Origin of the sequence: Candidatus Devosia phytovorans, from assembly GCA_029202405.1 — a bacterium.
In the GTDB taxonomy this organism is placed as follows: Bacteria; Pseudomonadota; Alphaproteobacteria; order Rhizobiales; family Devosiaceae; genus Devosia; species Devosia phytovorans.
This window is the reverse complement of record CP119312.1, coordinates 915,719-940,643: the sequence shown is the minus strand read 5'-3', so window position 1 is coordinate 940,643 and position 24,925 is coordinate 915,719. Positions and strand designations below refer to the sequence as shown.

At 62.6% G+C, this 24,925-nt stretch carries 20 protein-coding genes; 11 read left to right on the top strand and 9 right to left on the bottom strand.

Annotated elements, in window-relative coordinates:
- Nucleotide 1: 1 nt before the first annotated feature.
- The 5 genes from pbpC to P0Y65_04580 all read right to left on the bottom strand — a co-directional run bounded on the left by pbpC (nt 2) and on the right by P0Y65_04580 (nt 9,313).
- Nucleotides 2–2,128 carry a penicillin-binding protein 1C gene (pbpC, locus tag P0Y65_04600; protein WEK05542.1) on the bottom strand — a complete coding sequence of 709 codons (2,127 nt, stop codon included), beginning with the start codon at nt 2,126–2,128 and terminating at the stop codon, nt 2–4.
- Between the two features lie 117 nt (nt 2,129–2,245).
- Complete coding sequence (locus P0Y65_04595; protein ID WEK05541.1) at nt 2,246–7,726, bottom strand: alpha-2-macroglobulin family protein; 5,481 nt, start codon at nt 7,724–7,726, stop codon at nt 2,246–2,248.
- 169 nt (nt 7,727–7,895) lie between these two features.
- A complete protein-coding gene (locus P0Y65_04590) occupies nt 7,896–8,033 on the bottom strand; it encodes a hypothetical protein (GenBank protein ID WEK05540.1) in 138 nt (45 codons plus the stop codon).
- Nucleotides 8,034–8,321: 288 nt separating this feature from the next.
- The gene (gene dksA, locus P0Y65_04585) at nt 8,322–8,741 is read right to left on the bottom strand and encodes an RNA polymerase-binding protein DksA (GenBank protein ID WEK05539.1); all 420 of its coding nucleotides are present in this window, start codon (nt 8,739–8,741) and stop codon (nt 8,322–8,324) included.
- 152 nt (nt 8,742–8,893) lie between these two features.
- Nucleotides 8,894–9,313 carry a flagellar assembly protein FliX gene (locus tag P0Y65_04580; GenBank protein WEK05538.1) on the bottom strand — a complete coding sequence of 140 codons (420 nt, stop codon included), beginning with the start codon at nt 9,311–9,313 and terminating at the stop codon, nt 8,894–8,896.
- A 293-nt stretch (nt 9,314–9,606) separates the two neighbouring features.
- On the opposite strand from P0Y65_04580, the gene P0Y65_04575 reads away from it, so the two are divergent.
- From P0Y65_04575 to flaF, 7 genes are all read left to right on the top strand, one after another.
- Nucleotides 9,607–10,686, top strand: coding sequence for a flagellar basal body P-ring protein FlgI (locus P0Y65_04575; GenBank protein ID WEK06728.1), 1,080 nt, complete (start codon nt 9,607–9,609; stop codon nt 10,684–10,686).
- The gene (locus P0Y65_04570; protein WEK05537.1) at nt 10,686–11,009 is read left to right on the top strand and encodes a rod-binding protein; all 324 of its coding nucleotides are present in this window, start codon (nt 10,686–10,688) and stop codon (nt 11,007–11,009) included. Before P0Y65_04575 ends, P0Y65_04570 begins: the two co-directional genes overlap by 1 nt.
- Entirely contained in the window at nt 11,006–11,473 is a 468-nt protein-coding gene (locus P0Y65_04565) for a flagellar protein FlgN (GenBank protein WEK05536.1), read from the top strand. Before P0Y65_04570 ends, P0Y65_04565 begins: the two co-directional genes overlap by 4 nt.
- 162 nt (nt 11,474–11,635) lie before the next feature.
- On the top strand, nt 11,636–11,938 hold the full coding sequence (locus P0Y65_04560) for a hypothetical protein (GenBank protein WEK05535.1): 303 nt from the start codon (nt 11,636–11,638) through the stop codon (nt 11,936–11,938).
- Between the two features lie 223 nt (nt 11,939–12,161).
- Nucleotides 12,162–13,298: a flagellin gene (locus P0Y65_04555; GenBank protein ID WEK05534.1), complete on the top strand. Its 1,137-nt coding sequence runs from the start codon at nt 12,162–12,164 to the stop codon at nt 13,296–13,298.
- 126 nt (nt 13,299–13,424) lie between these two features.
- Entirely contained in the window at nt 13,425–13,850 is a 426-nt protein-coding gene (gene flbT / locus P0Y65_04550; GenBank protein WEK05533.1) for a flagellar biosynthesis repressor FlbT, read from the top strand.
- Nucleotides 13,801–14,172: a flagellar biosynthesis regulator FlaF gene (flaF, locus tag P0Y65_04545; GenBank protein WEK05532.1), complete on the top strand. Its 372-nt coding sequence runs from the start codon at nt 13,801–13,803 to the stop codon at nt 14,170–14,172. The genes flbT and flaF overlap by 50 nt, the downstream gene beginning before the upstream one ends.
- A 190-nt stretch (nt 14,173–14,362) precedes the next feature.
- Here the strand turns inward: flaF and P0Y65_04540 are convergent, their stop codons facing one another.
- The 3 genes from P0Y65_04540 to P0Y65_04530 all read right to left on the bottom strand — a co-directional run bounded on the left by P0Y65_04540 (nt 14,363) and on the right by P0Y65_04530 (nt 19,728).
- Nucleotides 14,363–16,009 (bottom strand): hypothetical protein, encoded by a 1,647-nt coding sequence (locus P0Y65_04540; protein ID WEK05531.1) that lies wholly within the window; start codon nt 16,007–16,009, stop codon nt 14,363–14,365.
- Between the two features lie 15 nt (nt 16,010–16,024).
- On the bottom strand, nt 16,025–17,884 hold the full coding sequence (gene flgK / locus P0Y65_04535; GenBank protein WEK05530.1) for a flagellar hook-associated protein FlgK: 1,860 nt from the start codon (nt 17,882–17,884) through the stop codon (nt 16,025–16,027).
- A gap of 65 nt (nt 17,885–17,949) precedes the next feature.
- Nucleotides 17,950–19,728: a flagellar hook-basal body complex protein gene (locus P0Y65_04530; GenBank protein ID WEK05529.1), complete on the bottom strand. Its 1,779-nt coding sequence runs from the start codon at nt 19,726–19,728 to the stop codon at nt 17,950–17,952.
- A 226-nt stretch (nt 19,729–19,954) separates the two neighbouring features.
- On the opposite strand from P0Y65_04530, the gene P0Y65_04525 reads away from it, so the two are divergent.
- The 4 genes from P0Y65_04525 to P0Y65_04510 all read left to right on the top strand — a co-directional run bounded on the left by P0Y65_04525 (nt 19,955) and on the right by P0Y65_04510 (nt 24,537).
- Nucleotides 19,955–20,821, top strand: a complete 867-nt coding sequence (locus P0Y65_04525; GenBank protein WEK05528.1) for an ATPase — start codon at nt 19,955–19,957, stop codon at nt 20,819–20,821.
- Between the two features lie 64 nt (nt 20,822–20,885).
- On the top strand, nt 20,886–21,806 hold the full coding sequence (metA, locus tag P0Y65_04520) for a homoserine O-succinyltransferase (GenBank protein WEK05527.1): 921 nt from the start codon (nt 20,886–20,888) through the stop codon (nt 21,804–21,806).
- A gap of 266 nt (nt 21,807–22,072) precedes the next feature.
- A complete protein-coding gene (locus P0Y65_04515) occupies nt 22,073–23,524 on the top strand; it encodes a YcjX family protein (GenBank protein ID WEK05526.1) in 1,452 nt (483 codons plus the stop codon).
- The gene (locus P0Y65_04510) at nt 23,521–24,537 is read left to right on the top strand and encodes a TIGR01620 family protein (GenBank protein WEK05525.1); all 1,017 of its coding nucleotides are present in this window, start codon (nt 23,521–23,523) and stop codon (nt 24,535–24,537) included. Before P0Y65_04515 ends, P0Y65_04510 begins: the two co-directional genes overlap by 4 nt.
- Here the strand turns inward: P0Y65_04510 and P0Y65_04505 are convergent.
- Entirely contained in the window at nt 24,534–24,857 is a 324-nt protein-coding gene (locus P0Y65_04505) for a 2Fe-2S iron-sulfur cluster-binding protein (GenBank protein WEK05524.1), read from the bottom strand. The two genes, P0Y65_04510 and P0Y65_04505, sit on opposite strands and share 4 nt — an antisense overlap.
- Nucleotides 24,858–24,925 lie beyond the last annotated feature (68 nt).

Here is a 24,925-nt window from a genome sequence, read left to right as displayed (position 1 = left end):
CCTAATTGAGAAACACCGTGACCGTATCGCCCCGCCCTGCCGCATCGACCACCGACAGCGTCACATAGCCCGGCCCGTCAGGATTCCAGCTGCTCTGACGGGCAAATTCGGGACGACCGATCGGTGCGCCATTGGCGAAATAGGTGAAGGGCGGCACACCGTTGCGGACTTTGACCATCAGCGGCGACAACGAGCCGGTGCCGAGCCCCAGGTCAACATCGACGCCATCACCCGGAAAGGCGATTTCCGGCGCGGCATCGCGGGCGACGAGATCTTCGTCAGGATGGCGGAAACGCTTGAGCGGACTGGGCAATTCGGCGTTGGACGCAAAGACCACGCCGCTTGGCGCACGCGGCAGTGGCGCCTTGCGATTGCCGAGGCGGTCAAAGGCTTCGAACAGAATGGGCGCGGCGCCAGTAATACCGGCAAGGCCCGGAACCGGGGCGCCATCGGGCCGCCCCACCCAGACGCCGATGACGGTATTGCCGTCAAATCCAATGGCCCAGGCGTCGCGATAGCCATAGGACGTGCCGGTCTTGTAGGCCACACGACCGGGCGAACCGTTCAGGGGCGGCGGGACGTCGGCGAGAATGTCGGAAACATACCAGGCCGCCACCGGATCCAGCACCGGCGCAGCATGCTGGACGACTTCTTGCGGTCTGATCCCGTCATGCAGATTGACCGGCACCCCGCCATTGCCGATGGCGGCATAGACCGACACCAGATCGCGCAGAGTGATCCCGACGCCCCCCAGACCGACCGCCAGACTTGGCGCCGTATTCACCGGCAGCCGCGGGTCGGCATGGGCGCGTCGGATGCGCGACACCAGCTTGGCCGGCCCCACGGCATCGAGCACGACCACGGCGGGAATGTTGAGCGACTCCGTCAGCGCGTCGTGAATGGTGACCGTGCCGCGATTGAAGCCGTCGAAATTGACCGGCACATAGGCACCGAAGGCGGTCGGCCGATCCTCGATCAGGCTCTGCGGATGGGCGAGCCCCTGTTCGAAGGCAAGGCCATAGATCAGCGGCTTGAGCGTGGACCCCGGAGAACGGATCGCCGAGGTCATGTCGACAAAGCCGGCGCTCTGGGTGGCAAAAAGCCCGGCCGAACCGATGGAGGCCAGCACTTCGCCGGTATGGATATCGGCGGCGACGATGGCGACGGAAACTTTTGGATCGAGTATGCGCGCCCGACCGGTGGCAAGGCGCTCCAGCGCCTCCTGCAACCGCCGGTCGATCGTGAGCTCGACGCTCCGCGCCTCGGGCTGCGCCTTGACCGCCTGCTGCGCCATATGCGGGGCCAGCATCGGAAAGGCGCGACGCGCCTGCGGCACCGGCTCATGCTTGGCAGCAGCGGCCTCTTCCTCGGGCAGCGCGCCCAGGGCGACGAGGCGGTCGAGCACCATGTCGCGGCTGCGCTGGGCCGCCTGCGGATCACGATCGGGTCGCCGCGCCTCGGGACTCTGCGGCAGGGCCACAAGCAGCGCCGCCTCGGCCGTGGTCAATCGCGCAGGCTCCTTGCCGAAATAGGCAAGGCTTGCCGCACGAACCCCTTCGATATTGCCGCCATAGGGGGCGAGAGTCAGGTAGAGGTCGAGGATCTGGTCCTTGCTGAACTCATGGTCCAGCCGGTCCGCATGGACCATCTGCCGAACCTTGCCCCAGAGGTTCCGCGTCGGCTCGCCTTCGATGAGCCGGGCCACCTGCATCGTGAGGGTGGATCCACCCGAAACGACCCGTCCCCCTGCTCCGACGAACTGGCCTGCCGCACGCGCCATCGACGACCAGGCGATGCCGTCATGCGTTGCGAAATTGCGATCCTCATAGGCGATGAGCATGTCGATGAAACGCGGATCGACCGCGCTCTGCTCGACCGGTAGCCGCCAGCGTCCATCTCTGGTCGTGAACGGCCGCAGCAATTGCCCGTTGCGGTCGGACACGGCCACCGAGACCGGCAGCGTCGCCACATCGGGCGTCGGCGGCAGGCTCTGCGCCATGCCGATCAGCATGGAATTGAGCTGGATGGCGCCGGCGCAGGTCAGAACGAACAGGCTGAAGCCGGTGATGGTCAGCCAGCGTGTCCATCGCCCGCCCTTGTCCATGCTTTCGGTCGGCTCAGCCCGCATGGTGCCCCACCCACGATGTCATCCCGGCCTTGAGCCGGGATCCATCCTGCGATCTCAGGATGGGCCCCGGCTCAAGGCCGGGGTGACACCGAATTTGCGGGCCGTTCTGCGCTGCACTCATGGTCCAGTCGAAGAAACCACGATCGTGCCCGCCGCCGTATTGGCCCGGTATTCCGGCCGGTACATGTCCTCAACCGTAGTACCCGGCAGCACGAATGTGCCAGGCGTTACGGCGCGAACCAGATAGGCGGTCTGGAAGCTGCCCTCGTCCGAATAGTAGCGGAAGGCCGCGACATATTGATCGGTGCGCGATTCCACATGGTTGGCGCTATCGAGCTGCAGCCAGCTGAAGTCCGCCACGCCACCGCCGGCCGACAGATCGGGATTTTCGATCTCGAAGCCCGCCGGCAGCGGATCGGCCACCACATATTGACCCGAGCCCATCTGCCCCGGGCGCACCGTCAGGACCACGACGAAGCGATCGTTCTGCGCAATCGGATCGATCTCGATATCGACCGGCGTGCCGTCAGGCTTGAAAAACTCTCGGATCAGGGTGAAGCCATTGCTGGTCTCGTCCGGCGCCACGGATGGATAGCCCGAGACCGTCACCTTGGCCTCGGTATCGCTTGCGCCGGTATTGGCGATCTCGACAGGGGCAAAGTCCGTCTGCTCGTAGCTCTGATAGACCTGACCCGACAGGGCCTCGCCATTGAGCGTGATCGAACCATCGGTCGACGCCTGGCCGAGCGCCGCCGCAGCCAGCAGCGTCCAGCTGTCTTCCTGCGTCGACGTATAGGTCTTGCGATCGCGCAGCTTGGCCAGTTGGGTGGTCAAGGCAGTCAGGTTTACGCCGTCTGGCTTGAACTCGGCCGCCAGCGCCAGCACACCCGCCGTATCGCGCAGCTTCGTACCATAGTCGCTACGATTGCGTTTTTCGGGCTCGGATAGACCGGCAACGGCCGCTTCGAAGGCCGACTTGGCCCGACCCGGATCGCCATAGAGCGAGAGGGCTGCACCAAGCTGGGCCTGGGCCAGCGGCGAGCCGAAGGCCGAGAGGCGCGCCTCGTGATAGTAGCGCAGGTCGCCCATCGAGACGCGGCCGGCACGGGCCAGGTCATAGAGCGCATAGGCCACGTCTTCCCCGCCATTGTCGAAGTCCGACGCATAGGACAACTGGTTGGAGAGGTTGTCGAGCGCCATGGTCATGGCCTGTTCGGGCACCGTGTAGCCGGCTGCCTTGGCGCGCAGCAGGAAGTCGGTGACGAAGCCGTCGAGCCACAGATCGCCGCCATCGAACGGTCCCCAGAGACCGAAACCGCCACCCGAAGTCTGCTTGGACAAGGTCGTGGCAATGGCCTTGGTCACCGTGTCGTTGAGCTCTTCGTCCCCGCCGAGGCCAATCATCTTGGCCACGTCGTTGAGATAGAGCAGCGGCAGGGCACGGCTGGAGGTCTGCTCGGCACAACCATAAGGGTAGCGATCGAGCGAGAGCAGCAGCCCCGGCACGTCGAGCCGCGCCAGCGGACCAATGGCCAGGGTCATCTGGCCGGTATTGGCTATGTAGCTCTCGAAGAACTCACCGCCAACGGTGACGCTTTCGCCGGCCTTGATCGGCAGCAGGCGCGCCGTGGTGACGGGCGCGCTGATCGGCCGGACGCCGAGCAGCAGTTCCTTCTTCTGTTCGGTGCCATCGGGTGCCCGGATGGTCAGCACCACCGGCCAGTCGCCGATCTGCATGCCATTGAGCGCCAGATTGAGCGTGGTTCGATCGCCCTCGCCCAGCTCGACATCGCCGCTCTCCTCGGGCGTCGCAATGCCCTCGCCGGTATTGAGCGTGATGCCATAGCTGCCGGCAGCGCCGGCGACATTGTTGATCTCGACCAGCAGCCGCGACTCGTCACCCACACGCAGGAAGCGCGGCGGGCTGAGCGTGACCACGACCGGATCGCGCACGATCACGTCGGCCGAGGCATGGCCCACGGCAGACTCCGTCCAGGCCATGGTCATGACGCGGACCGTGCCGGAGAAATCGGGCATGTCGAAGGTGACCGTGGCCTCACCGTCCGCATCCACTTCGACAATGCCGGAATGGAGCGCGACCAGCACCGAGGTCGCCGGTGGCGTGCCGGTGCGCGAGCTTCCGCCATCGCCGCCCGAGCGCATGGCGCCGGCCATGCCCTGGGTCGGATCGATCAGCGAGCCATAAAGATCGCGGATATCCATGCCGAGCTGACGCTGGCCAAAATACCAGCTGTCCGGATCCGGCACCTTGAAATTGGTGAGATTGAGAATGCCAAGGTCAACCGCGGCGACGGCCACATAGGCCTTTTCGCCGGCAGCGACATTGCCCAGCTTGACCGTGGTGGTAAAGCTCTGGCGCGGCAGCGTCTCCTTGGGCAGATCCATGTTCACATCGAGCTGGCGATCGCCCGGATCGACATCGGCAAAGGCCAGGCCAAGTGCCCGCGACGGCATGCGCTTTTCGCCGGCATCGGATGGTCGATAGAGCACCGCCGTCACATAGGCGCCGGGGCCCCATTCCTCGGTCACCTCCAGCGGCACGGTGGTGCCGCCTTCGGGCACGTCCACCGCCTGCATGGCGATGACGCGATTGTCGATCACCATGACCAGCGCCGTGCCAGCAAACTGCGGATCGAGCTTGAGATTGGCGGTGTCACCGACCTTGTAGGCCGGCTTGTCCAGCGCAACCTGCAATGTATCGGGCGTGTCCGATCCGGCATCGGCATAATAATAGCCGGCATAGAATTCATAGCTCGATGAGGTGTCGCCGCTCGACACCTCGACGCGATACAGGCCCCAATCAACATTGGCGCCGATCTGGACTGGACCACCCTCGGGCGTTTCCGCCGTACCGGTCGCCACTTCGCGGGTGGTGGTGATGCCTTCCCACTGCCAGGTCGAGCCGCTGCGATACCACTGGTAATTGGTCTCGACGCGGGAAATGGTCCAGTCGATGCCGGACTTGGCCACGGCTTCGCCCTCGGGCGAGACGGCGACGATATCGAACTGCGCCTCGCTGCCTTCGCTGAGGCCCATGGCATCGGCAAACACCGGCTTGATGCCGAGGCGGTCGGTGCTGGCCAGGACCGGACGGCTGATGCTGCGCTCGATGCTGCGGCCGTTGCTGTCGACGAGACGCAGCAGCAGCTGCGCCTCGAGCGGCCTGGTCGTCACATAGGGCTCGGGCACCACGACTTCGGCCACGGCATTGCCCGCGTCATCGGTCGTGCCGACGACGCCCAAAGGCTCGCGGGTGGTTTCGACGGAGTCATCCAGCCGGCCGAAGCTGTAGCCGGGGAAATCGGCAAGGCTGGACGAGGGACGGACGATGGCATCGGCCTCCACGGCAAGGCCCGGCGCTGTGGCGCCATAGAGATATTTCGCCGCGACATCGACTTCGGTCGCGACACCGGTCTCGATCGGACCTTCGGCGGCACTGACCTCGAAGGCCAGGCGCTCGGGCTCGAAATCTTCCACGAGGAAACTCGTGCTCGACAGGGCCTCGGCCTTGGGATCGGCATAAAGCCGCGCCGTCCAGGAGCCGCGCATGGCCTCGCTGACCATGGGCAGGGCGGCGAAATAGCCGCCGGCGCCTTCGTCATCCAGCACCTGTCGGGTGGCGACCACGCCATCCGGGCGTTCGACTTCAAGGGTGAGTTTCAGCCCCTTGACCGCATTGGCGCGCTCGTCGCGCAGCATGGCGGTGAGATAGACCGTCTCGCCCGGGCGATAGACACCGCGTTCGGTGGTGGCAAACACATCGAGCGGTCCCGGCGACGGGCGACCCTCGACGCCGCGATCGGTCAGATCAAAGGCGGGACGGGATAGATCGAGAAAGGCATAGTCGCCATCATCGGTCTCAGCGACCAGCAATTGCGGCGCCCTGCCCCCGGTACCGCGCGCCAGACCCGGCGCAAACACGGCACGGCCATCGGCATCGGTCACGGCTTCGCCGAGGATTTCATTGTTCTTGGCAACGAGGCGCACGGTCGTATCGGCAATCGGCTGCGCATCGGTCAGGCTGCGCACGAAGACATGCACGCCATCGTCGCCCTCAATGGTGGTCAGGCCCAGATCGGTGACGATGAACCATTGGGTGGCGAGATCAGACCAATATTCATCGTCGCTCTCGGAAATGCGGGCGGTGATGACATAGGCACCCGGCTGCAACTGGCCGATGGCGTCAGCCACCGGGACGGCGGTCGTGGTCAGCGCATTGGCATCGCCACGGGCCAGATCCACTTCGCCGGTCCACACCTCTTCGCCGACGCGGTCGGCAATGTCTTCGGCGCCATACTGGGAAAGATTGCCCTGGAAAATGCCATCGCGCACGGCGGTCGCAATCGACCGGTCACCAATGCGATAGATCATGACATCGGCGGTTTCGGCATTGACTGAAGTGATCGGCAGCCCGCCGCCGAGACCGGCTGGCATGACATAGGCATTGTTGGCAAAGCCGACGAAGGGCGCGCGATCAGGCACATAGACGTCGAGCACCACATCCTTGGAAAGGCTTTCGCCATCGGCGGACTTGAGGCCGGCGCGGAAGCGGATGTCATAGCGGCTGCCGTGGGCCAGGCCTTCCACGCAAATCTGCTGCTGCTCAGCCTCGACCGAGGCCTGCGGCGTATCGGCCACCACCACGAAGGCGGAAATATCATTGCTGCCCAGCGGCAGCGGATCGGAGAAGACAGCGCAGATGCGCGGCGAAGCCGCATCGGCGTCCACCACATGTTCGGTGATGCGGAAGCCATGCTGGGCGACGACCTCTGCCAGATGGTCTTCGACATAGTCATTGGGCGCCAGATCAAGGCTGAGCCGGTAGGTCGCGATCGACTCGCGCCACATCTCGCGGAATTCCAGCGCATTGGCCAGCGCCGCCAAAGCATCGGCACGGTCAGCGCGCTCGGTGGAGCGCAGGAAGGCATTCATCGCCGACGATTGTGCGGTCAGGGCGAGATCATAGCTATTGTCGCCTTCGGACTGCCCCTGCACCACTTCGGCGCGGCTGAGCGCAGCCTGGGCCAGCGCCTGCCAGACGGCACGATCATTGGGATTGATGGCCAGCGCCTGGCGCCAGGCGACCATGGCGGAGACGACATTGTCCTCGGCCATGGCCTCGTCGGCCGATTCGACCAGACCCGCATAGGTCACCTTGGGCGGCGGCGCATCGGTCAGCGGCAGATCGGTAACGAAGCGCTTGGCGGAATCGATGATGTCTTGCGCCGGGAAAGGCAGCTCGGCCTGACGCGTGGCGTCGATCACAGCGGCGGACGGCGCGCGGCTCACGCGGCCGGATGTTGCGCCATCGAACTGCGCCTCCTCTCCGGCCGCACCCTTGAGGAAACACCAGTTGGCCTGAGGATTGAAGGTGAAGGCGCGGCAGATATTGTCTTCGACACAGGCGGCCGTGCAGGCGTCGAGGTCACTATCTTTGAGGATGGAATAATCGGCGCCAGGAAGGTCGGTATTTTCCAGCAGGGTGATCTTGTGATCCTGCGCCATGGCGCTTGTCACGCCCGCAGCAAGAACCAGCGCCAGACCCACCCGGCGCAGCATCGCGACCACCAGCTTCATATCGCCCTCCCTTTTATGCCCGGCCACCATATGGATGGCCGAGTTTGACGGAAGCAAGACAAGAAGTGTGGGGTTACCGGAATATTAACGCAGGTTATCCCGCTGAGCCTTCAGACAAAACAAAAAAGCCCGCATCGCTGCGGGCCCTTGGAATTCTGTTCACTCAAGATCAGGAATGGTTCTGCCGAAGCCGCTCGGCCTTCGCCTGCGCTTCGTCGCCACGGGCCATCAAATAGGCCGCGATACCTACGATAAGTGACCCGACAGGAATGATTGCCAAGGCCACAAGAAAGTTCAGGTCCATCATTCTTCGACCCCTTTCTAAAACCGCCTTGCCAGCCAATGTAAGCCCAGGCTCGCCACAATGCAAACCACGAACCCCGACACAAAGTTCAGGCCGCCCACCGTGGAAGATGCGCCCCGTAAAACATTGCGGCTAGAGGAGCCTGAATACCAACCGCAATAGTCGCTGAGGCGACAGCATTGGTATAAGTCGCGGTGATCTTGCGACGCTCATTGCGCGCAGCTTTGTTCACATCATCCCTCCCCAAACAAAAAGGCCCGCATCGCTGCGGGCCTTTTGAATTCTGCGGGACTATTCGTCCCGGTATACCTTTTCGCGGCGCTCGTGCATTTCCTGCGCCTCGAGGCTCAGCGTGGCGATCGGGCGGGCATCGAGTCGCGCCAGGCCGATCGGATCGCCGGTCTCCTCGCAATAGCCGTAGGTCCCGTCATCGATCCGCTTCAGGGCTGCGTCGATCTTGGAAATCAGCTTGCGCTGACGATCCCGCGTGCGCAGTTCCAGCGACCGATCGCTTTCCGAGCTGGCGCGATCGGCCATGTCCGGATGGTTCTGGCTTTCTTCCTGAAGGTTCTCGAGGGTCTCGCGGCTCTCACGGAGGATGTCATCCTTCCACGCGTTGAGCTTGCCCCGGAAATATTCCCGCTGCCGCGGATTCATGAACGGCTCGTCGTCACTGGGCCGGTATTCAATCACTTCTGCAACCGAAGACATCAGCAGACTCATCTCCCATGCGCCCCTAAGGGCGCCTATATAAGCGTCTAGCCATCCCCCCGCAAGCAAACAGATGCAGCCTGCTTAATGTGGAAAAGCCCCAACGCGTCAGGCGCATAGCTGATGTTTGACAACAATTTGATGACCGACAGTCAGATGGCCGGAAAACGCCCGAACTTGGCCAGTTCAACTCGAACGCGCAGTTCGATGTCATCGAGCAAGCTGTCGAGACCGGGAACCGACGTTTCCCGCAACTGGGAAAGCATCGTCGCCATGCCATCAAGCCGGCTAACGCTGACCTGTCCGATCAGCAGATCGGCGCGCATGTCTTCCAACATGTCGAGCAGGCTCACGCCGCGCTTGACCGCCTTCTTCTTGGCAGTGAGCGGCTCGTCGACCGCCTGCAGCGCCAGGATGGAGTCAATGCCGGTCATCGCCTGCATCGGCATGGCCGTCGCAACCCTGGACGGAGCTGCGCCACCGGCCGGCACGAAATCTGCGCCCGAGCCGGAGCGACCCGCAGCAGAACTGCGGCCGGTGCCAGAAGTGCGATTTGTGGTGTCGATGCGCAAGCTGAGACTCAAATCATTTGCAAGGCGTATGCGGCAAAATCTGCCGCCAGCCCTTAACAAGGCATTAACATGCCCGGCAAGAATTGCTTAGCAGCGATCCAGTCGGATTGCCACCTTCACCGCCGGTTAGAAATTCTCCTTTGAAATCAGCGCACTAATTCCAAAAGACCGAACTGGCACGGTTTTCGCAGTACCCTTCACGATTGTCGCGCCATGGGGATGGCGGGACCAGACGACGGGGATGCCTGATGATCAGATCAACGCTGCGCAAGCTGATTGCCGCCAGTTTCGCCATGACCATGGCGCTGCTGCCGATTGCGGAAGCCAATGCCGCTGCCGCGCGCATCAAGGACATCGTCGACTTCGAAGGTATCCGCGAGAACCAGCTGGTGGGCTATGGCTTGGTGGTCGGTCTCAATGGCACGGGCGATAGTCTCAACAATTCTCCTTTCACCCGCCAGTCGCTGCAGTCGATGCTGGAACGCCTTGGCGTCAACACCGCCGGCGAGAATGTCCGCACGGCAAATGTTGCCGCCGTCATGGTCACCGCCAACTTGCCGCCCTTCGGCGTACAGGGTTCGCGCATCGACGTTTCGGTGGCCGCCATGGGCGACAGCGATAGTCTCCAGGGCGGCACGCTGCTGGTCACTCCCTTGCTCGGCGCCGATGGCGAAGTCTATGCCATTGCCCAGGGCCCAGTGAATATCAACGGCTTCAAGGCCGAGGGCGACGCAGCCAGCATCATCTCGGGCGTGCCGACCACCGGCCGCATTTCCTCGGGCGCGCTGATCGAGCGCGAGATCGAATTCCATCTGGGCGCACAGACCTCGCTGCGCCTTGCCCTGCGCAATCCCGACCTCACCACCTCGCGCCGCATCGCTCTGGCCGTCAACGACTTCATCGGCGCCCCGACCGCGACGCCGGAAGACCCGGCAACTGTGCGCGTCACCCTGCCCCCGGGCTTTAATGGCAATATCGTCGACCTGCTGACCGACATCGAACAGTTGATGATCGAAACCGACCAGCCGGCCAAGATCGTCATCGACGAAAACTCCGGCATCATCGTCATGGGCAAGGATGTGCGCGTCTCGAGCGTTGCCGTCGCCCAGTCCAACCTGACGGTCACCATTGCCGAGGATCCGACCATCGTGCAACCGGCGCCGCTCAGCAATGGCGTGACCGCCGCAGAGGCAAACACCACACTCAATGCCAATCTCTCAGAGACCGCCCTCGCCGTGGTCAAGGAGACGGTGACTCTTCAGGAACTGGTCGATGGCCTCAACGCCCTAGGCATCTCGCCGCGTGACCTGATCTCCATCCTCCAGGCGATCAAGGCCACCGGCGCCCTCCAGGCCGAGATCGAGGTGCTGTGATGGATATCCAGACACCCATGCGAAAGCCCGGATCGACCCTGACCACCGCCCAGTACGAAAAGGTGCGCTCGCAGGCCGAAGAACTGGAAGGCGTCTTTCTCAACACGCTGACCAAGGAACTCTTCTCCTCGATCAAGACCGATGAGAGCGTCATGGGCGGCGGCTTCGGCGAAGAGACCTGGCGCTCCATGCAATCCGAACAGATCGCCGCCAACATGGCCCAAAACGGCGGCCTCGGCATTGCCGAACAATTGCTGCCCGACCTGCTGGCCATGCAGGAGGCAGCCAACAACCAGAACAAAATGCCGGGAGCCTTCAAATGACCGCAGCCGCTCGCCTCGCCGCCCTCGACAACCTGCCCGCCGACGAGCTGTGCCAGATGGCCGAAGTCGCCCTCGCAGCCCTCGTCAACGTGATGAACGAAGAAACAACACTATTGCGCGCCGGTCATCTTCGTCAGGCAAGTATTCTGACGCCGGACAAGACAAGACTTGCGCAAGACTACGTAGGCTTTGCCCGCTCGGTCCAGCGCCAGGGCGAGCGGCTCAAAACCCAGGCACCAGCGGCCATTGAACGCCTTCGCCGAGGCCACGACCGCCTGGCAACGCAGATGGCCGAGAACCTCCGCGTTCTGGCCACGGCCCGCATGGTGACCGAAGATCTACTTACAGATGTCGCCAAGACGGTGGGCCAGCAGAACAAGGCCAAGGCCTATGGGCGTTCCGGGGCCATGGTCAGCGATCCGGCGGCTTCCGCCCGCGGTCTGGCGGTTAATAGAGCTTTGTAAAAACTTGTAATTATTTTGAATTAACTGCGACTCAAAGAAGAAAGCTCCAGACAACGAGTATTACTGTAGTGTCCTTGGTCAAAGCGTGTACAGAAGGACACGACCGCCATGTTGACATCAATGATGCCGAACCCGATCGGGTCAACAAGTCTGAATGAATCCGTGCGGCCGCAAAACCGCCCGGTGGAAGCTGCTCCCGTCGCCCCGCCGAAGCCGGTCGAAGCTGCAGCCGCCCAGATCCAGTATCAGCGCCCCCCTCAGCCTCAGCCGCAGACCCAGCCCGAGGTCAAGGAACAGGCCAAGGCCGAATACGAGCCGCCCAGCAGTGGCACGACATTCGCCGCCGCCGTCCTGTCCGGCGCGCTCACCCCTACTCCACAATCCCTGGGCGAACTCTACGCCCGGATTGGCGCCAGCGATATTCCGGAGTCGATGCAAATGCGACTTAAAGATCTTCAGGTGTGATTGCACCATGAGCCCAATGTACTGACGCCCGCAGCCCAGGTTGCGGGCGTTTTTATTTGCGCTTTTTCTTGTTACACGACCGTATTTTAGCATCGCAATATTAGTCGAATTTTCGAACAAACTGCGAGATCGGATTTAAGAACTTTTATAAGGCATCGAGCAATCTGCGGCCAGTCTCAGAAAGAGGCGTCACACACGGGTATCCTAGAAAGGGAACTTGAAAATGGTAGATATCAATCTCTCCAAGTCGGTCCGCTCGAACCTCAGCTCGCTGCAAAACACCGCGAACCTGATGTCCAATACGTCGAACCGCCTGTCGACCGGTAACAAGGTCAACTCGGCACTCGACAACCCGACCAACTTCTTCACCGCCAGCTCGCTTAACAGCCGCGCCGGCGATCTGAACCAGTTGATGGACTCGATGAACAACGGCATCAAGACGATCGAAGCCGCTGACAATGGTCTGACTGCAATCACCAAGAACCTCGAGTCCATGCAGTCGACCCTGCGTCAGGCTCGCCAGGACAAGTCGTTCCAGACTGAATCCTTTGCCGTTACCCTCAACACCGACAATGAATTTGCGGCCGGTTCGACCGTGTCGTTTGTTGGTGGTGCAACCGGCCAGGCCATCACTGGCGGTACGCCGATCGCTATCGACGTTGCCGGCATGAACCTGGACGAAGCTGTTGAAGCCATCAACACGGCTGCTGCAGACGGTGGCACGCTCGAAGGTGCAGTTCGCGCCTCGAACGATAACGGCAAGCTGCGTATCGAAAACCTGTCGACCGGTGACCTCAACGTTGCAGGTGCGACGTCTGTTACCGCCGGCTCGATCGATGGCAACACCGTCCGCGCCGACCTCGCCGCTCAGTACAACGAGCTGCGTGACCAGCTGGACAAGCTGTCGGATGACGCTTCGTTCAACGGTATCAACCTGCTGCGTGGCGACAACCTGTCGATCACCTTCAACGAAACCGGCACGTCCTCGATCGACGTTCAGGCCAAGGAAGGCAAGACCATCAACTCCGCTAACCTCGGTGTTGAGACCTCGCTGAACGCTGCTGACCTGGACAGCGACGCTGGCATCGACGGCTTTATCTCCCAGATCAAATCCGCTCTGGGTTCGGTCCGTGACCAGTCGTCCGCCTTCGGCTCGAACCTGTCGGCTGTTCAGAACCGCCAGGACTTCACGCAGAAGATGATCAACACGCTGGAAACCGGTGCTGGCAACCTCACCCTGGCCGACATGAACCAGGAAGCTGCCAACATGATGGCTCTCCAGACCCGTCAGTCGCTGGCCTCCTCGACCCTGTCGATGGCCAACACGGCCGACCAGAACGTGCTGCAGCTGCTCCGTTAATCGGACCGGTTCTACAAGAATAGCAAGGCGGGCTCTCGGGCCCGCCTTTTTCTTTGTCCCCACCCCGACGACAAAGCGCCACAAAAGGCGCTATTCTGAATAACTCATAGATTCGAGGAGATGCGATTGGCGCTGAAGGTCGAACTCAAGCCCGGCGAAAAGCTTCTGGTGGGCCAGTGCATCATCACCAATTCGGACCAGCGCTCGCGCCTTTTCATCGAAGGCACGGCCCCCGTTTTGCGTGAAAAGGACATCCTCACGCCCGAGAAAGCGGACACGCCCGGCAAGCGCGTCTACCTGGCGGTGCAACTGATGTACATCGACAACGACATCTCGACGCTGCGGGAAGAATATTTCAGCCTTGTCAATGACTTCGTCGCGGCTGCCCCCAGCACTTTATCAATTGCTGACCGGATCAATAACTACATCTTAACAGGCGATCTCTATAAGGCTTTGAAGGCAGCCAAAGAGCTGATCCAGCACGAGCAGGACCTGTTTGAACATGCATCAACACGGCGCAGCAGCATACCAGCGGACCACCAAGACGGTTGAAACCCCGCGGGAGCGTGAAGCGGCTCTCCTGATGAAATCGGCAGCATCGCTTCAGGCCGTTCGCGACACCTGGCCGGTCGATTTCGACGTCCTCCGCGAGACCCTGACGTTCAACCGTAAACTCTGGACCATCTTCGTGACCTCCGCGACCCGCGAAGAGAACCCGATGCCGGCGAACCTCCGCCAGAACATCGCCAATCTCGGCATCTATATCCTCAACGAGACGCGCGAGATCCTTGACGAGCCCAACGCTCCGACGCGGCTCGACACGCTGATCAACATCAACCGCCAGCTGGCGATTGGTCTTCGTAGCGCGGCCTGAGAACAGGCCTGCAGCACTGCACGCAACGGGCCCCAGAAGGGGCCTTTGTCGTTTTTGGGCTGCCGAAGGCAATCCGGCAGTGGCGCCGAATTATGTGAGAATGCCATGACGGCTGGAGCCGAATGGCCCCTGCCCCAAAACAAAAATCCCCGCTTGCGCGGGGATTTTGTTTTCGTGAGGCTCGGACGAGCTAGATGAAGTTCACGAGGCTTAGCTGGCTGACCATGGATGTCGTCTGATAGCTGGCCGTGAGACGCGTCTGCAGCGCCAGGATCTCCATGGCGACCTGCTCCTTGTCGATGGTTTCCACGTCGCTCAGCAAATCGAGCAGTTGCGACTGGTAGGACGTGTGGCGCTCGGTTGCATTTTCCAGCGACTTGCGGGCAATGCCGACATCCATGGTGATGATTTCGATCGAGCCAGCTTCCGAATTGTGCGCCTCCGACAGTTCGGCCTGCTGGCGCGTGGCCATGCCGTCGAAAAAGCCGGTGGAGAGCCGATAGGCGTCCTGAACCTGCGTCTCATAGGCGGCAAGGGCGCTGTCGCGTGCCGCGCCTTCCGGCTGCGCCATGGCAGCGACACGCACGCCGTCGAGGTCGGCCCGGACCTGCTCTTCCGACTTGTAGGAAGAGACGGCCATGGCAGCCTGCGAGCGAACCAGACGCAGGAAGCCGCTTTCATTGGCCTGCATGCCATAGTTGACGCGCGAGGCATCATCGATGGCGGTGGAGATCGACTGGCGCGGATTTTCGCCCGTGGCGGTCACCGAACCCGAATACCACTGCACATAGGTGTCCGACGCATCGACCAGGGCCTGCGGCTTGGCGCCGGCCTCGGCAATGCGCGGCACGCCGCTTTCGTGGAAGAAGTCATTGGCGGCAGCAAAGACCGAAGCGGCCTTGAGGTCGGTCTTGGCGGTGCGTTCGAGCGAGGCGCCGAGCGCCGCCTGGAAATTGGTGGCGGTCTCTTCCGGCGTCGCGCCGATGGTGAAGGAGCCGTTGGGCGCCGGGCTCTCCGTCGTCGCCGTCAGCTTGACCTGGGTCTCCGTGCCGTCAGGCATGGTCAGGCCGATGCTGATGCTATTGCCGCTCTCGGGCTGGGCGGTGAACTGGATGGCGACTGACTTGGTGGCATCTGTCGTCGGTGACGGCGTGAAGACGACGGCGGTATTGGCGGCCGTGGTGGAATAGGTGGAAAGCTTGAAGCCGAACGGATGGGCCGTCGTGCCGTCTTCGCCCAGGGTCACCGTATCGGCGGCGCCGTTGAGGGTCAGGCGGCCGGGTGCTTCGCCGGTCGCTGCGGTATAGGCATCGTTGACGCCATCGGCGCCACGGCGCACGTCAACCGCGCTTTCATAGCCACCCTTGCCATTGGCGCCCTTGAGCAGCACGTCGGTGGTGGGCAGCGGCGCCTTGTCGGTGATCTTGCCGCCAAAGAGATAGCGCCCCGCCACATCCTCGTTGAGCATGGTGACGATTTCGTCGAACCGGGCATGCGACAGGCCGGGCGAAGTCGCCATGTTGATGCCGCCGGTGCCATACTGGCCGGGGACCGAGGCATTGCGCGCCTCGCCCTCGATCTTGTCGAAGCGGGTCAGCGAATTGTCGAGGAAGGTCAGGCGCAGGTTGACCGTGTCGATATTGCTCGAATAGCCATCGATCGTGTTGAGGCGCTGGCGCACCGACAGCGACAGAGGCAGATCGCGGCCCATCTCGGAGAGTTTTGAGGCCTTCTCGCCCGTGCCAAGCTGCATCTGCAGCTGCGCGAACTTGTCCTGCATCTTCGAGATGACACCGAAGCTGGTCTGCAGGGGGTACATGGACTTGTTGACGATCATTTCAGTTCACTCCCCTCAAGTCGAGGCAAACAGGGTGTCGATCAATTCCTTGACGATCGACACGACACGGGCATTGGCGGCATAGGCATTCTGAAGTTCCAGCAGCCGTGCCATCTCCTCGTCGACATTGACGCCGTATTCGCTGCTCATCTGGTCGGTCAGCGTATCAAGGGTCAACTGTCGGTCGCTGAGCTTGGTCAGCGCGGTATTGACCGTGCTGCCCTGGAAATTGATCACCTGCGAGATGATATTGCCGAGGTTCCCCGTCAGCGGAAACTTGTCGCTGGCCCCCACGGGGCCATCGCCGGACACGAACTGCAGGCTGTCGAGCTGCTTGATCAGATAGTCGGCGCGCGATGAATCGCCCAGCGTCTGACCCGGCTGCGACTGCACCAGCAGCCGGTTGTCGGCGACCACCGCACCATTGATGCTGATACGCGCCGCAAAGCCGAGCTTCTGCGGCGGGGTGCCGTCGAGATTGTTGGTATAGATCTGGCTGCCGTTGTCGACGAACAGCGGAACGGCCAGTTCGCCCTGCACGCCTGTGGCCGAGGCCAGCTTGGTGAGGCCCGAAACATCGGTCGTGCCATTGCCGGTGAACTGCAGCACGCCGCCCGAGGCATTGACCGAGACATTGAGCGCCGGCTCGGTATTGGTCGAGGTCGCAAACAGGGTCTGCAACTGCGCCGAGGCATTGGCCGCCCGGTCAGCATCGGTAGCACCGTTGTTGAAGTTGATGCCCAGCACGCGCGCGCCGCTGGCATCGCGATAGTCGAGGTCGGTCTGGGTCGTGTTGACCAGCTTGATGGTCTGCTCGACCCCGTTGACCTTGACCTTGAGTTCCATGGAATTGCCCGGCGACATGCCACCGGCATTGGCCTCATAGCCACCGGTGATCGGCGTGCCCGCGGTCTGCACGGTTGAAAAGGCCAGCGCCAGGCCCGAAGCAATCTCGTCGAGCTGTTCCTGCGCCTCGACCAGCGTCTTGTCGCGCAGCGTCACCAGCCCGGCCAGTTCACCGCCCTGCAGCACACCCTGCTGGATCAGGTCCAGCGTCAGGCCGGACGGCGTGGTCATCATCAGCTTGCCGACGCGCGTCTTGCTCGGATCGGCATCGAAAGTGGACGTCGCATCAAGCGTGCCCGCACTTTCGAAGCTGAACATCGAGGCGCCATTGTCGAGAATGCCGACGCCCGAACGGGTCATCAGCGCCACCGTGCCATTGGCGCGATAGTCAGCCTGGATGTCGATCTTTTCGCCGATGCCGGCAACCAGGCGGTCGCGCTGGTCCTGCAAGGCCGCGCGGGCACTGTCGGTCATGCCGAGATCGAGCATGCGCGCATTGACCTCGCTGAGCGAAGTCACCATGCCATTGAGCTCGTTGACGCTCGAGGCCATCTGGCTCTCGGTTTCCTGACGCATGGTCTGGATATTGGACGACAGGCGATTGAGCGTTTCCGCCATGGTCTGCGCCGAGCCCAGGGCACCGGCGCGGGCGGTATAGTCGTCAGGGCTCGTCGCCAGCGTCTGCATCGACGTCTTGAGATTGCCGTAGAGCGTATCGAGCGAGCCGGCCGAGCCGGGTTTGCCCATGAAGCCCTGTAGCCGGTCGAGGAAGCTCGCCTGCACCGACGAGCTGGCGGTGTCCGAGACCTGACGATTGTAATAGGCCTGCAGGCTCGCATTGAAGGCGCGGTTGGCGCCCATGGTGCGGGCATAGCTGCCGGTCTGGGAATTGTAGTCGACGACGTTGAGCGACTGTTTGTGGTAGCCGGGCGTACCGGCATTGGCGACGTTGCGCGACAGGATGGACAGGCCATCCTGGTTGATGCGCAAGCCGCTCACCGCGTTATTCAGCGAAGCTGTCAAACCCATTTGATACGCCCTTTCTCACTCTGCCCGGCGCCCGCGGCGCCGAGCCTACTGACTTGGCTAAGACCTCAGCGGATCATGTTGAGGGCTTCCTGCAGCATCTCGTCGGCTGTCGAGACGATGCGGGTGCCCGCGGCATAGGCCTGCTGGGTGACGATGAGCTTGGTGAACTCATCAGAGATATCGGTATTGGAAGCTTCCAGCGATCCACCCAGGATGCCCGAGCCGGACAGGTCGAGGATGGCCTCGCCCGACTCCGAGGTCGAGGTGAACACGCCGCCATCGAGACGCTTGAGCTGGTTGATGGCGTTGAATTCCGCCGTCACCACCTGGGCCATGTCGATGCGCTCGCCGTTCGAATAGGTGGCGACGACGCGGCCATTGTCATTGATGGCAACCGAAACGAATTCACCGGCGCCATAACCATTCTGGTTGAGCGTCGACACATTGGCCGTGCCGTTGACGTCAGCGAACTGGCTGAGGCCATTGGTGTCATAGCGGAATTCGACGTCGCCGATCGACACGCCATTGACGGTCAGGTTCGACAGCGTCGTCGCGCCATTGGTGGGCGAAGCCAGCGAGCCGTTCGGAGCAAACTGGAAGTTCTCCGGAACGCGCGTCCACATCGGATCGCCGTTGGCGGCATTGCTGTTGGACATGTAGTAGAGGTGCCAGACGTCGGCGCCACCGGTGGCGGTGCTGGAAACCTTGGCCCAGCGCATCTGCACGTTCGCCGGAGCGCCGTTCTCGGCATAGACCGTGATGGCGCCGCCCGAGATCGAGTTGGACAGGAACTGGGTGTTCTGGTTGGCCGAGATCGTCTCGATCGGCGAACCATAGGGTACCGAGCTGACCGGCGCGGAGTCGGTGAAGGCCACGGCTGTCGGCGTCGCCGTCGCCCCGTCCGTTCCCGAAACCGCCAGCGCGACACCCGAATTTGCGGGCATGGTCACAACCAGGCGACCCGTGCCGTCCAGCGCAACCGTCGAGCCCGAACCATTGGTACGGCCATTCATGTGGCTCTGGATATTGGTCAGCACGCCGCCAATCGAGTCATTGGGCGCAACAGCGATATTGATGTAGCGGTTGGTGGCATTGTCCGTCGGGATCGTGCCGCCATCAACGAAATGATAGGTGAAGGGCGCACCGCCCATGGTGACGGTCAGCGTATCGCCGGCAAGATCATCGACATCGGTCGGCCATGCGGCATTCGACACGGACTGCGCCGGGGTGAAGGTCGCGGCCGGATCATAGTCAGCCGCGCGGAACAGTTCGCTATTGGGCACTGTCGCCTTGTAATTGCTCGGCTTGGGAAGCTGCGGCAGGTTGGCCTGGTAGTTGATGCGATTGGTCTGCTGCGCCGGCAGGAAGGCGTTCGACAGCTTGATGACTTCAGGCACCGAACCCGAAATATTGCCCGTGCCCGGATCAATCGGCAGGCCCTTGAGGTAATAGCCCGCGCCATTGACCAGGTAGCCGTCCTTGTCAATTTCGAAGTCGCCGCGGCGGGTATAGAAATTGGTGCCGGCGAAAACCGAATTGCCGTCCGACTGGCCGACCTTGGGCTCGACCACGAAGAAGCCGTTCGAGTTCAGCGCGATATAGGTCTCGTTGGAAACCGTCTTGATATCGCCCGCTTCACCATTGGTGCCACGCGACTGCGCCAGCACGGCGCCGGGCACCTGACGGCGGACAGGAGCATCGGGGATGAGATCGAGAAAATCGGTCTCGATGCGCTTGTAACCCGTGGTCTGGGAATTGGCGATGTTACCCGAGATATTCTCCAGCGCATGCGACTGGGCCCGAAGACCGGTCACCGCACTGGAAAGCGCACCATAAATGCCCATCTGATACTCCGTAAAACTCACTTGCGTCCTGGACGCGTTCGCCCAGATCAATGCAAACGCAATGCCAAGTCGGCTAACCGTTGAATTTGTTTAGTTATTCCCCTGCCACACGGGCAAATGTGGCGAGAGATCGGCAATTGAGTCCGGGCCTGCGGCAGATTCTGCCGGGCGCTTGTGATCAGCAGGCGCTTCCGGTAATGCAGAAGCCGCAAGACCGGGGCCTTCCATGCTGTTTTCGAGTGCCGATGAGTTCGTGAAAGCGCCGCGCCGCGCTGTGACCGTCTTCGGCATGGCCGGCGTCGGCAAGACGCGCCTCTCTAACATGCTGCGCGCCAGCAAGTGGTTTCACTATTCGGCCGATTATCGCATCGGCACGCGCTACATGGGCGAAGCGATCGTCGACAATTTCAAGCGCGAAGCGATGAAGCTGCCGTTCCTCGCGGAACTGCTGCGCTCGGACTCGATCTACATCTCGTCCAACATCACCTTCGACAATCTCGATCCGCTCTCGACCTATCTCGGCACGCCGGGCAATCCCGACAAGGGCGGCCTGCCGCTCGTCGAATATCAGCGCCGTCAGGAGCAGCACCGCATCGCCGAGATCGCCGCACTCAAGGACGTGCCCCATTTCATCGAGCGCGCCAAGGCGCTCTATGGCTATGACGATTTCATCGCCGACACCGGCGGTTCGCTGATCGAGGTCATCGACCCGACCGACCCGGACGATCCGGTGATCAAGACGCTCGCCGCCTCCACCATGCTGCTCTATATCCGCGGCACGGAAAAGGACGCCGTGGAGCTGGTCAAGCGCTTCCGGAAGTCGCCCAAACCCATGTATTACCGTCCACCCTTCCTCGTCGAGAAATGGGCCGAGTACAAATTGATCCACGGCACGCTGGACGACAAGGATGTCGACCCGGCCGGCTTCGGCGCCTGGGGCTTTGAGGCCCTGCTGCATGACCGCCTGCCCCGCTACCAGCAACTGGCCGACAATTTCGGCTATGTGGTGGAAGCCTCGGACCTGGCGACCGTCCGCGACGGCGACGAGTTCATCGATCTCATGGCCGCCGCGATCGAGAAGCGAATGCGCTAGCGCGCCCTCACGAGGGACGCGCAGCCTGAATCACTTCTCAATCAAAACCTCTCAAGAGGCTGATATGCCTATCCGAATTCCAGACAACCTGCCCGCCCGCAAGACCCTCGAAGACGAGGGCGTCTATGTGATGGATTCAACGCGCGCCGCGCGGCAGGACATCCGCCCGCTCTCCATCGGCCTGCTGAACCTGATGCCCAACAAGGAGCGCACCGAAACCCAGTTCACCCGCCTGATCGGCTCGACGCCGCTGCAGGTCGAACTGACGCTGGTGCGCGTCACCGAGCACCAGTCCAAGAACACGTCCGAAGAATACCTCAACACCTTCTACAAGACCTGGGAGGACGTCCGCGAACAAAAGTTCGACGGCTTCATCGTCACCGGTGCGCCGATCGCCAATATCCCCTTCGAAGAGGTGCGCTATTGGAATGAGATGGTGGAAATCATGAACTGGACGCAGACCAACGTTCACCACACCATGTTCATCTGCTGGGGCGCCCAGGCAGCGTTGCACCATTTCCACGGCGCGCAGCGCTATCGCATGGGCGAAAAGGCCTTCGGCGTCTTCCGCCACAATGTGGTCAACCCGCGCTCGCCCTTCCTCCGCGGCTTCTCCGACAGCCCGATGATCCCGGTGTCGCGCTACAATGACATCGACCGCACGACGCTCGGTGCCGACCTCGAAGTGCTGATCGACAATGCCGAGATCGGCGTCTCCATGCTGGGCGACGAAAAGCACCGCGCGGTGCATTTCCTCAATCACCTCGAATATGACAACCGCTCGCTGGCCGATGAATACGAGCGCGACGTCAACGCCGGCCTCGACACCGCCCCGCCCGCCAACCTCTTCCCCAATGGCGACACCAGCGCCACGCCGGAAAACCGCTGGCGCAGCCATGCGCACCTGCTGTTCCAGAACTGGATCAACGAAATCTACCAGACCACGCCCTATGACACGGCCAAGATCGGCACGAGGGAAGACTAGGGGCTCCCCTCTCAGGGTTTGCACAATGCCTCCCCAAACGCGGTGTCACCCCGGCCTTGAGCCGGGGCCCATCCCGAGAGGGCGCCGCAGCCGCCAGGTCGCTCGAACGAACCACCTTGCGGCAAGACATAGATCTCGGGATGGGTCCCGGCTCACGGCCGGGATGACACCGTGGGTGTGGGACCACCGAGTTTCGATCAACCCGCTTGGCCATTGAACCCTCCCCGCAAATCCCTATCTTGCGAGGCAAAGCAAGAGAGTGACGCGTGCCCAATCCTCCCACGACCATTGTCGACGAACTGGGCATAGCCCTCAGCAATCTGGCCGACGCTGCCACGGGCGCCTTTACGCCCACCCTGCGGCTCGGCGTCACCGGCCTCAGCCGTGCCGGCAAGACCATTTTCATCACCGCCCTCGTGCATAACCTTCTCACCGGCGGCCGCATGCCCGGCTTTGCGCCCCTCGCCGAAGGGCGATTTATCGGCGCAAAGCTCGCCGAATATCCCGATGCCACCATTCCCCGCTTTGCCTATGAACAGCATCTGGCGGCGCTCACCGGCAAGACCCCGACCTGGCCGGAAAGCACGCGGCGCATCTCGCAACTCCGCGTCGTGCTGAAATACCAGTCCAAACACTGGTATTCCGGCATGACCGGACCGTCGACGCTCAACCTCGACATCGTCGACTATCCCGGCGAATGGCTGCTCGACCTGCCCCTGCTGGGCCTGAGTTTTGCCGAATGGAGCGCCGAGGCACTGGACCGTGCCGACCGGCCCGGTTCGCACCAGGATGCCGCGCCCTTCCTCAAGCTCCTCGAAACCGTGGATCCGCTCAAGGACGCCAATGACCTCGATGCCGAGCGGCTGGCCACGGCCTTCACCGACTATCTGCGCCGAAGCCGCGAGCACGGCGCCATGTCGACGCTTCCGCCGGGACGCTTCCTGCTGCCCGGTGATCTCGAAGGCTCGCCAGCCCTGACCTTCGCGCCCCTGCCTGATCAGCGGCAGGCCGTGCGCAACACCAGCCTCTATGCCATGCTGGAAGGGCGCTATGAGGCTTACAAGGACCAGGTGGTCCGCCCCTTCTTCCGCGAGCACTTCGCCCGCCTTGACCGCCAGATCGTGCTGGTCGATACGCTGCGCGCGCTCAATGCCGGACCGGCCGCCGTGGCCGATCTCGAAACGGCCCTCACCGCCGTGCTCGCCTGCTTCCGTCAGGGCGAGACCAATCCCCTGCTCCGTCCCTTCGTGCGCAAGATCGACCGGATCCTCTTTGCCGCCACCAAGGCCGATCATGTGCATCATACCAGCCATGACCGGCTGGAGGCCATTCTCAACCGCCTTGTCGCCAATGCCGGCAAGCGCGCCCGCTTCGCCGGCGCCGAAGCCCGCTCCATGGCCATAGCCGGCATCCGCGCCACCCGCGAGGGCAGTATCAGTGAGGGCGGCGAGAGCCTGCCGACCCTGATAGGCACGCCCATCGCCGGCGAAGTGCTGGACAAGGTCACCTATGACGGCAAGACCGAAATCGCTCTGTTTCCCGGTGACTTGCCGGAGCGGCCAGATTCCCTGTTCGAAGACGGCAATCCCGTCGCGCTCAATTTCCTGCGCTTCACCCCGCCGCAAAAGCTCGACCGCAATGCCAATGGCGATGTCGTCCTGCCCCATATCCGCTTCGACCGCGCTCTCGACTATCTGATCGGAGACTGGCTCGCATGAAACGCCCCATCGCCCGCCCGACCGCTACGATGAGCGAAGCCGAGGAAACCTTCCGTGTCCCCCGCGCCTTCGCGCCGGCCAAGGTCGAGATCGAGGAGGCCCGCTTCGAGGCTGCCATGGACGAGAGCCTCGTCGTGTCACCACCCCGCCGCCTCGGCTGGATTGGCCGGCTCGCCTGGACCACGGGCGGCATTCTCGTCTCTGCAGGCTTGGGCCTTGCGGCCGACCGGCTGATCCGCGATCTTTTCGCCACCAATGCATGGCTCGGCTATCTCGGCCTTGGCGTCCTCGCGCTTTTTATCCTGGCCATGATCGCCATCGCCACACGCGAAGCCTTCGCCCTGCGCCGCCTGCGCGTGCTTGACGCGCTGCGTCGCGACGCCGAACTGGCCCATGCCGGCAATGATGCGCATGGGGCACGGAAGGTCGCTGATAGTCTCGCCGGCATCTATGCCAGCCGGCCCGACCTGGCCCGCGCGCGCCAGCAGATGGCAGAAAACCTGCCCCATCTCTTCGACGGCAATGAAATCATCGCCCTCTCCGAACGCAGCCTGATGGCCTCACTTGACGCCCGCGCCAAGATCCTGACCGCCGCCTCGGCCCGCCGCGTAGCACTGGTCACCGCCGTTTCGCCCCGTGCGCTGGTGGATGTCGCCTTCGTCATTTACGAGAGCATCCGCCTCGCCGGAGCCATTGCCGCGCTCTACGGCGCTCGCCCGGGCCTCTTCGGCTTCTTCCGGCTCACTGGCGCAGTGCTCGCCCATCTCGCCGTCACCGGCGGCCTGGTGCTGACCGATGGCATTGTCGAGCAACTGGTCGGCCAGGGCCTTGCTGCAAAGCTGTCAGCCCGGCTGGGCGAAGGCGTGGTCAATGGTTTGATGACGGTCCGCGTCGGCATCGCCGCCATGCGCGTCACCCGCCCCCTGCCCTTTGCCGTGCTCAACCAGCCCACGGTCCGGGATTTCATCCCCGAACTGGTCAATGTCACCGCAGATGCGGGAAAGGCGAGCTAGGCGTCCTTGGACGCACTTGCTGCAAGGGTGAGCTTGAGCCCATCCAGCGCGTCGCTGCAGAGAATCTGGCAGGAAAGGCGCGAATTGGACTTCACGTCGCCGACGCTGTCGAGCATGTCCTCTTCCTCGTCGCTCGGCGCGCCGACGGCGTCGGTCCAGGCCGGATCGACATAGACATGGCAGGTGGCACAGCTCATCGCGCCACCGCATTCGGCCTTGATGTCGAGGCCCCAGTCGCGGATCACTTCCATCACGCGCCAGCCCTCAAGGCCCTCGAGAGCGTGCTCCTGGCCGGTCTGGTCGGTGACGTGGATCATCATGGGCAGTATTCCTCAACAACGCGGCTGTCCTACCGCGCCACGGGCCCTTCCCGCAAGGGAAGAGCCCC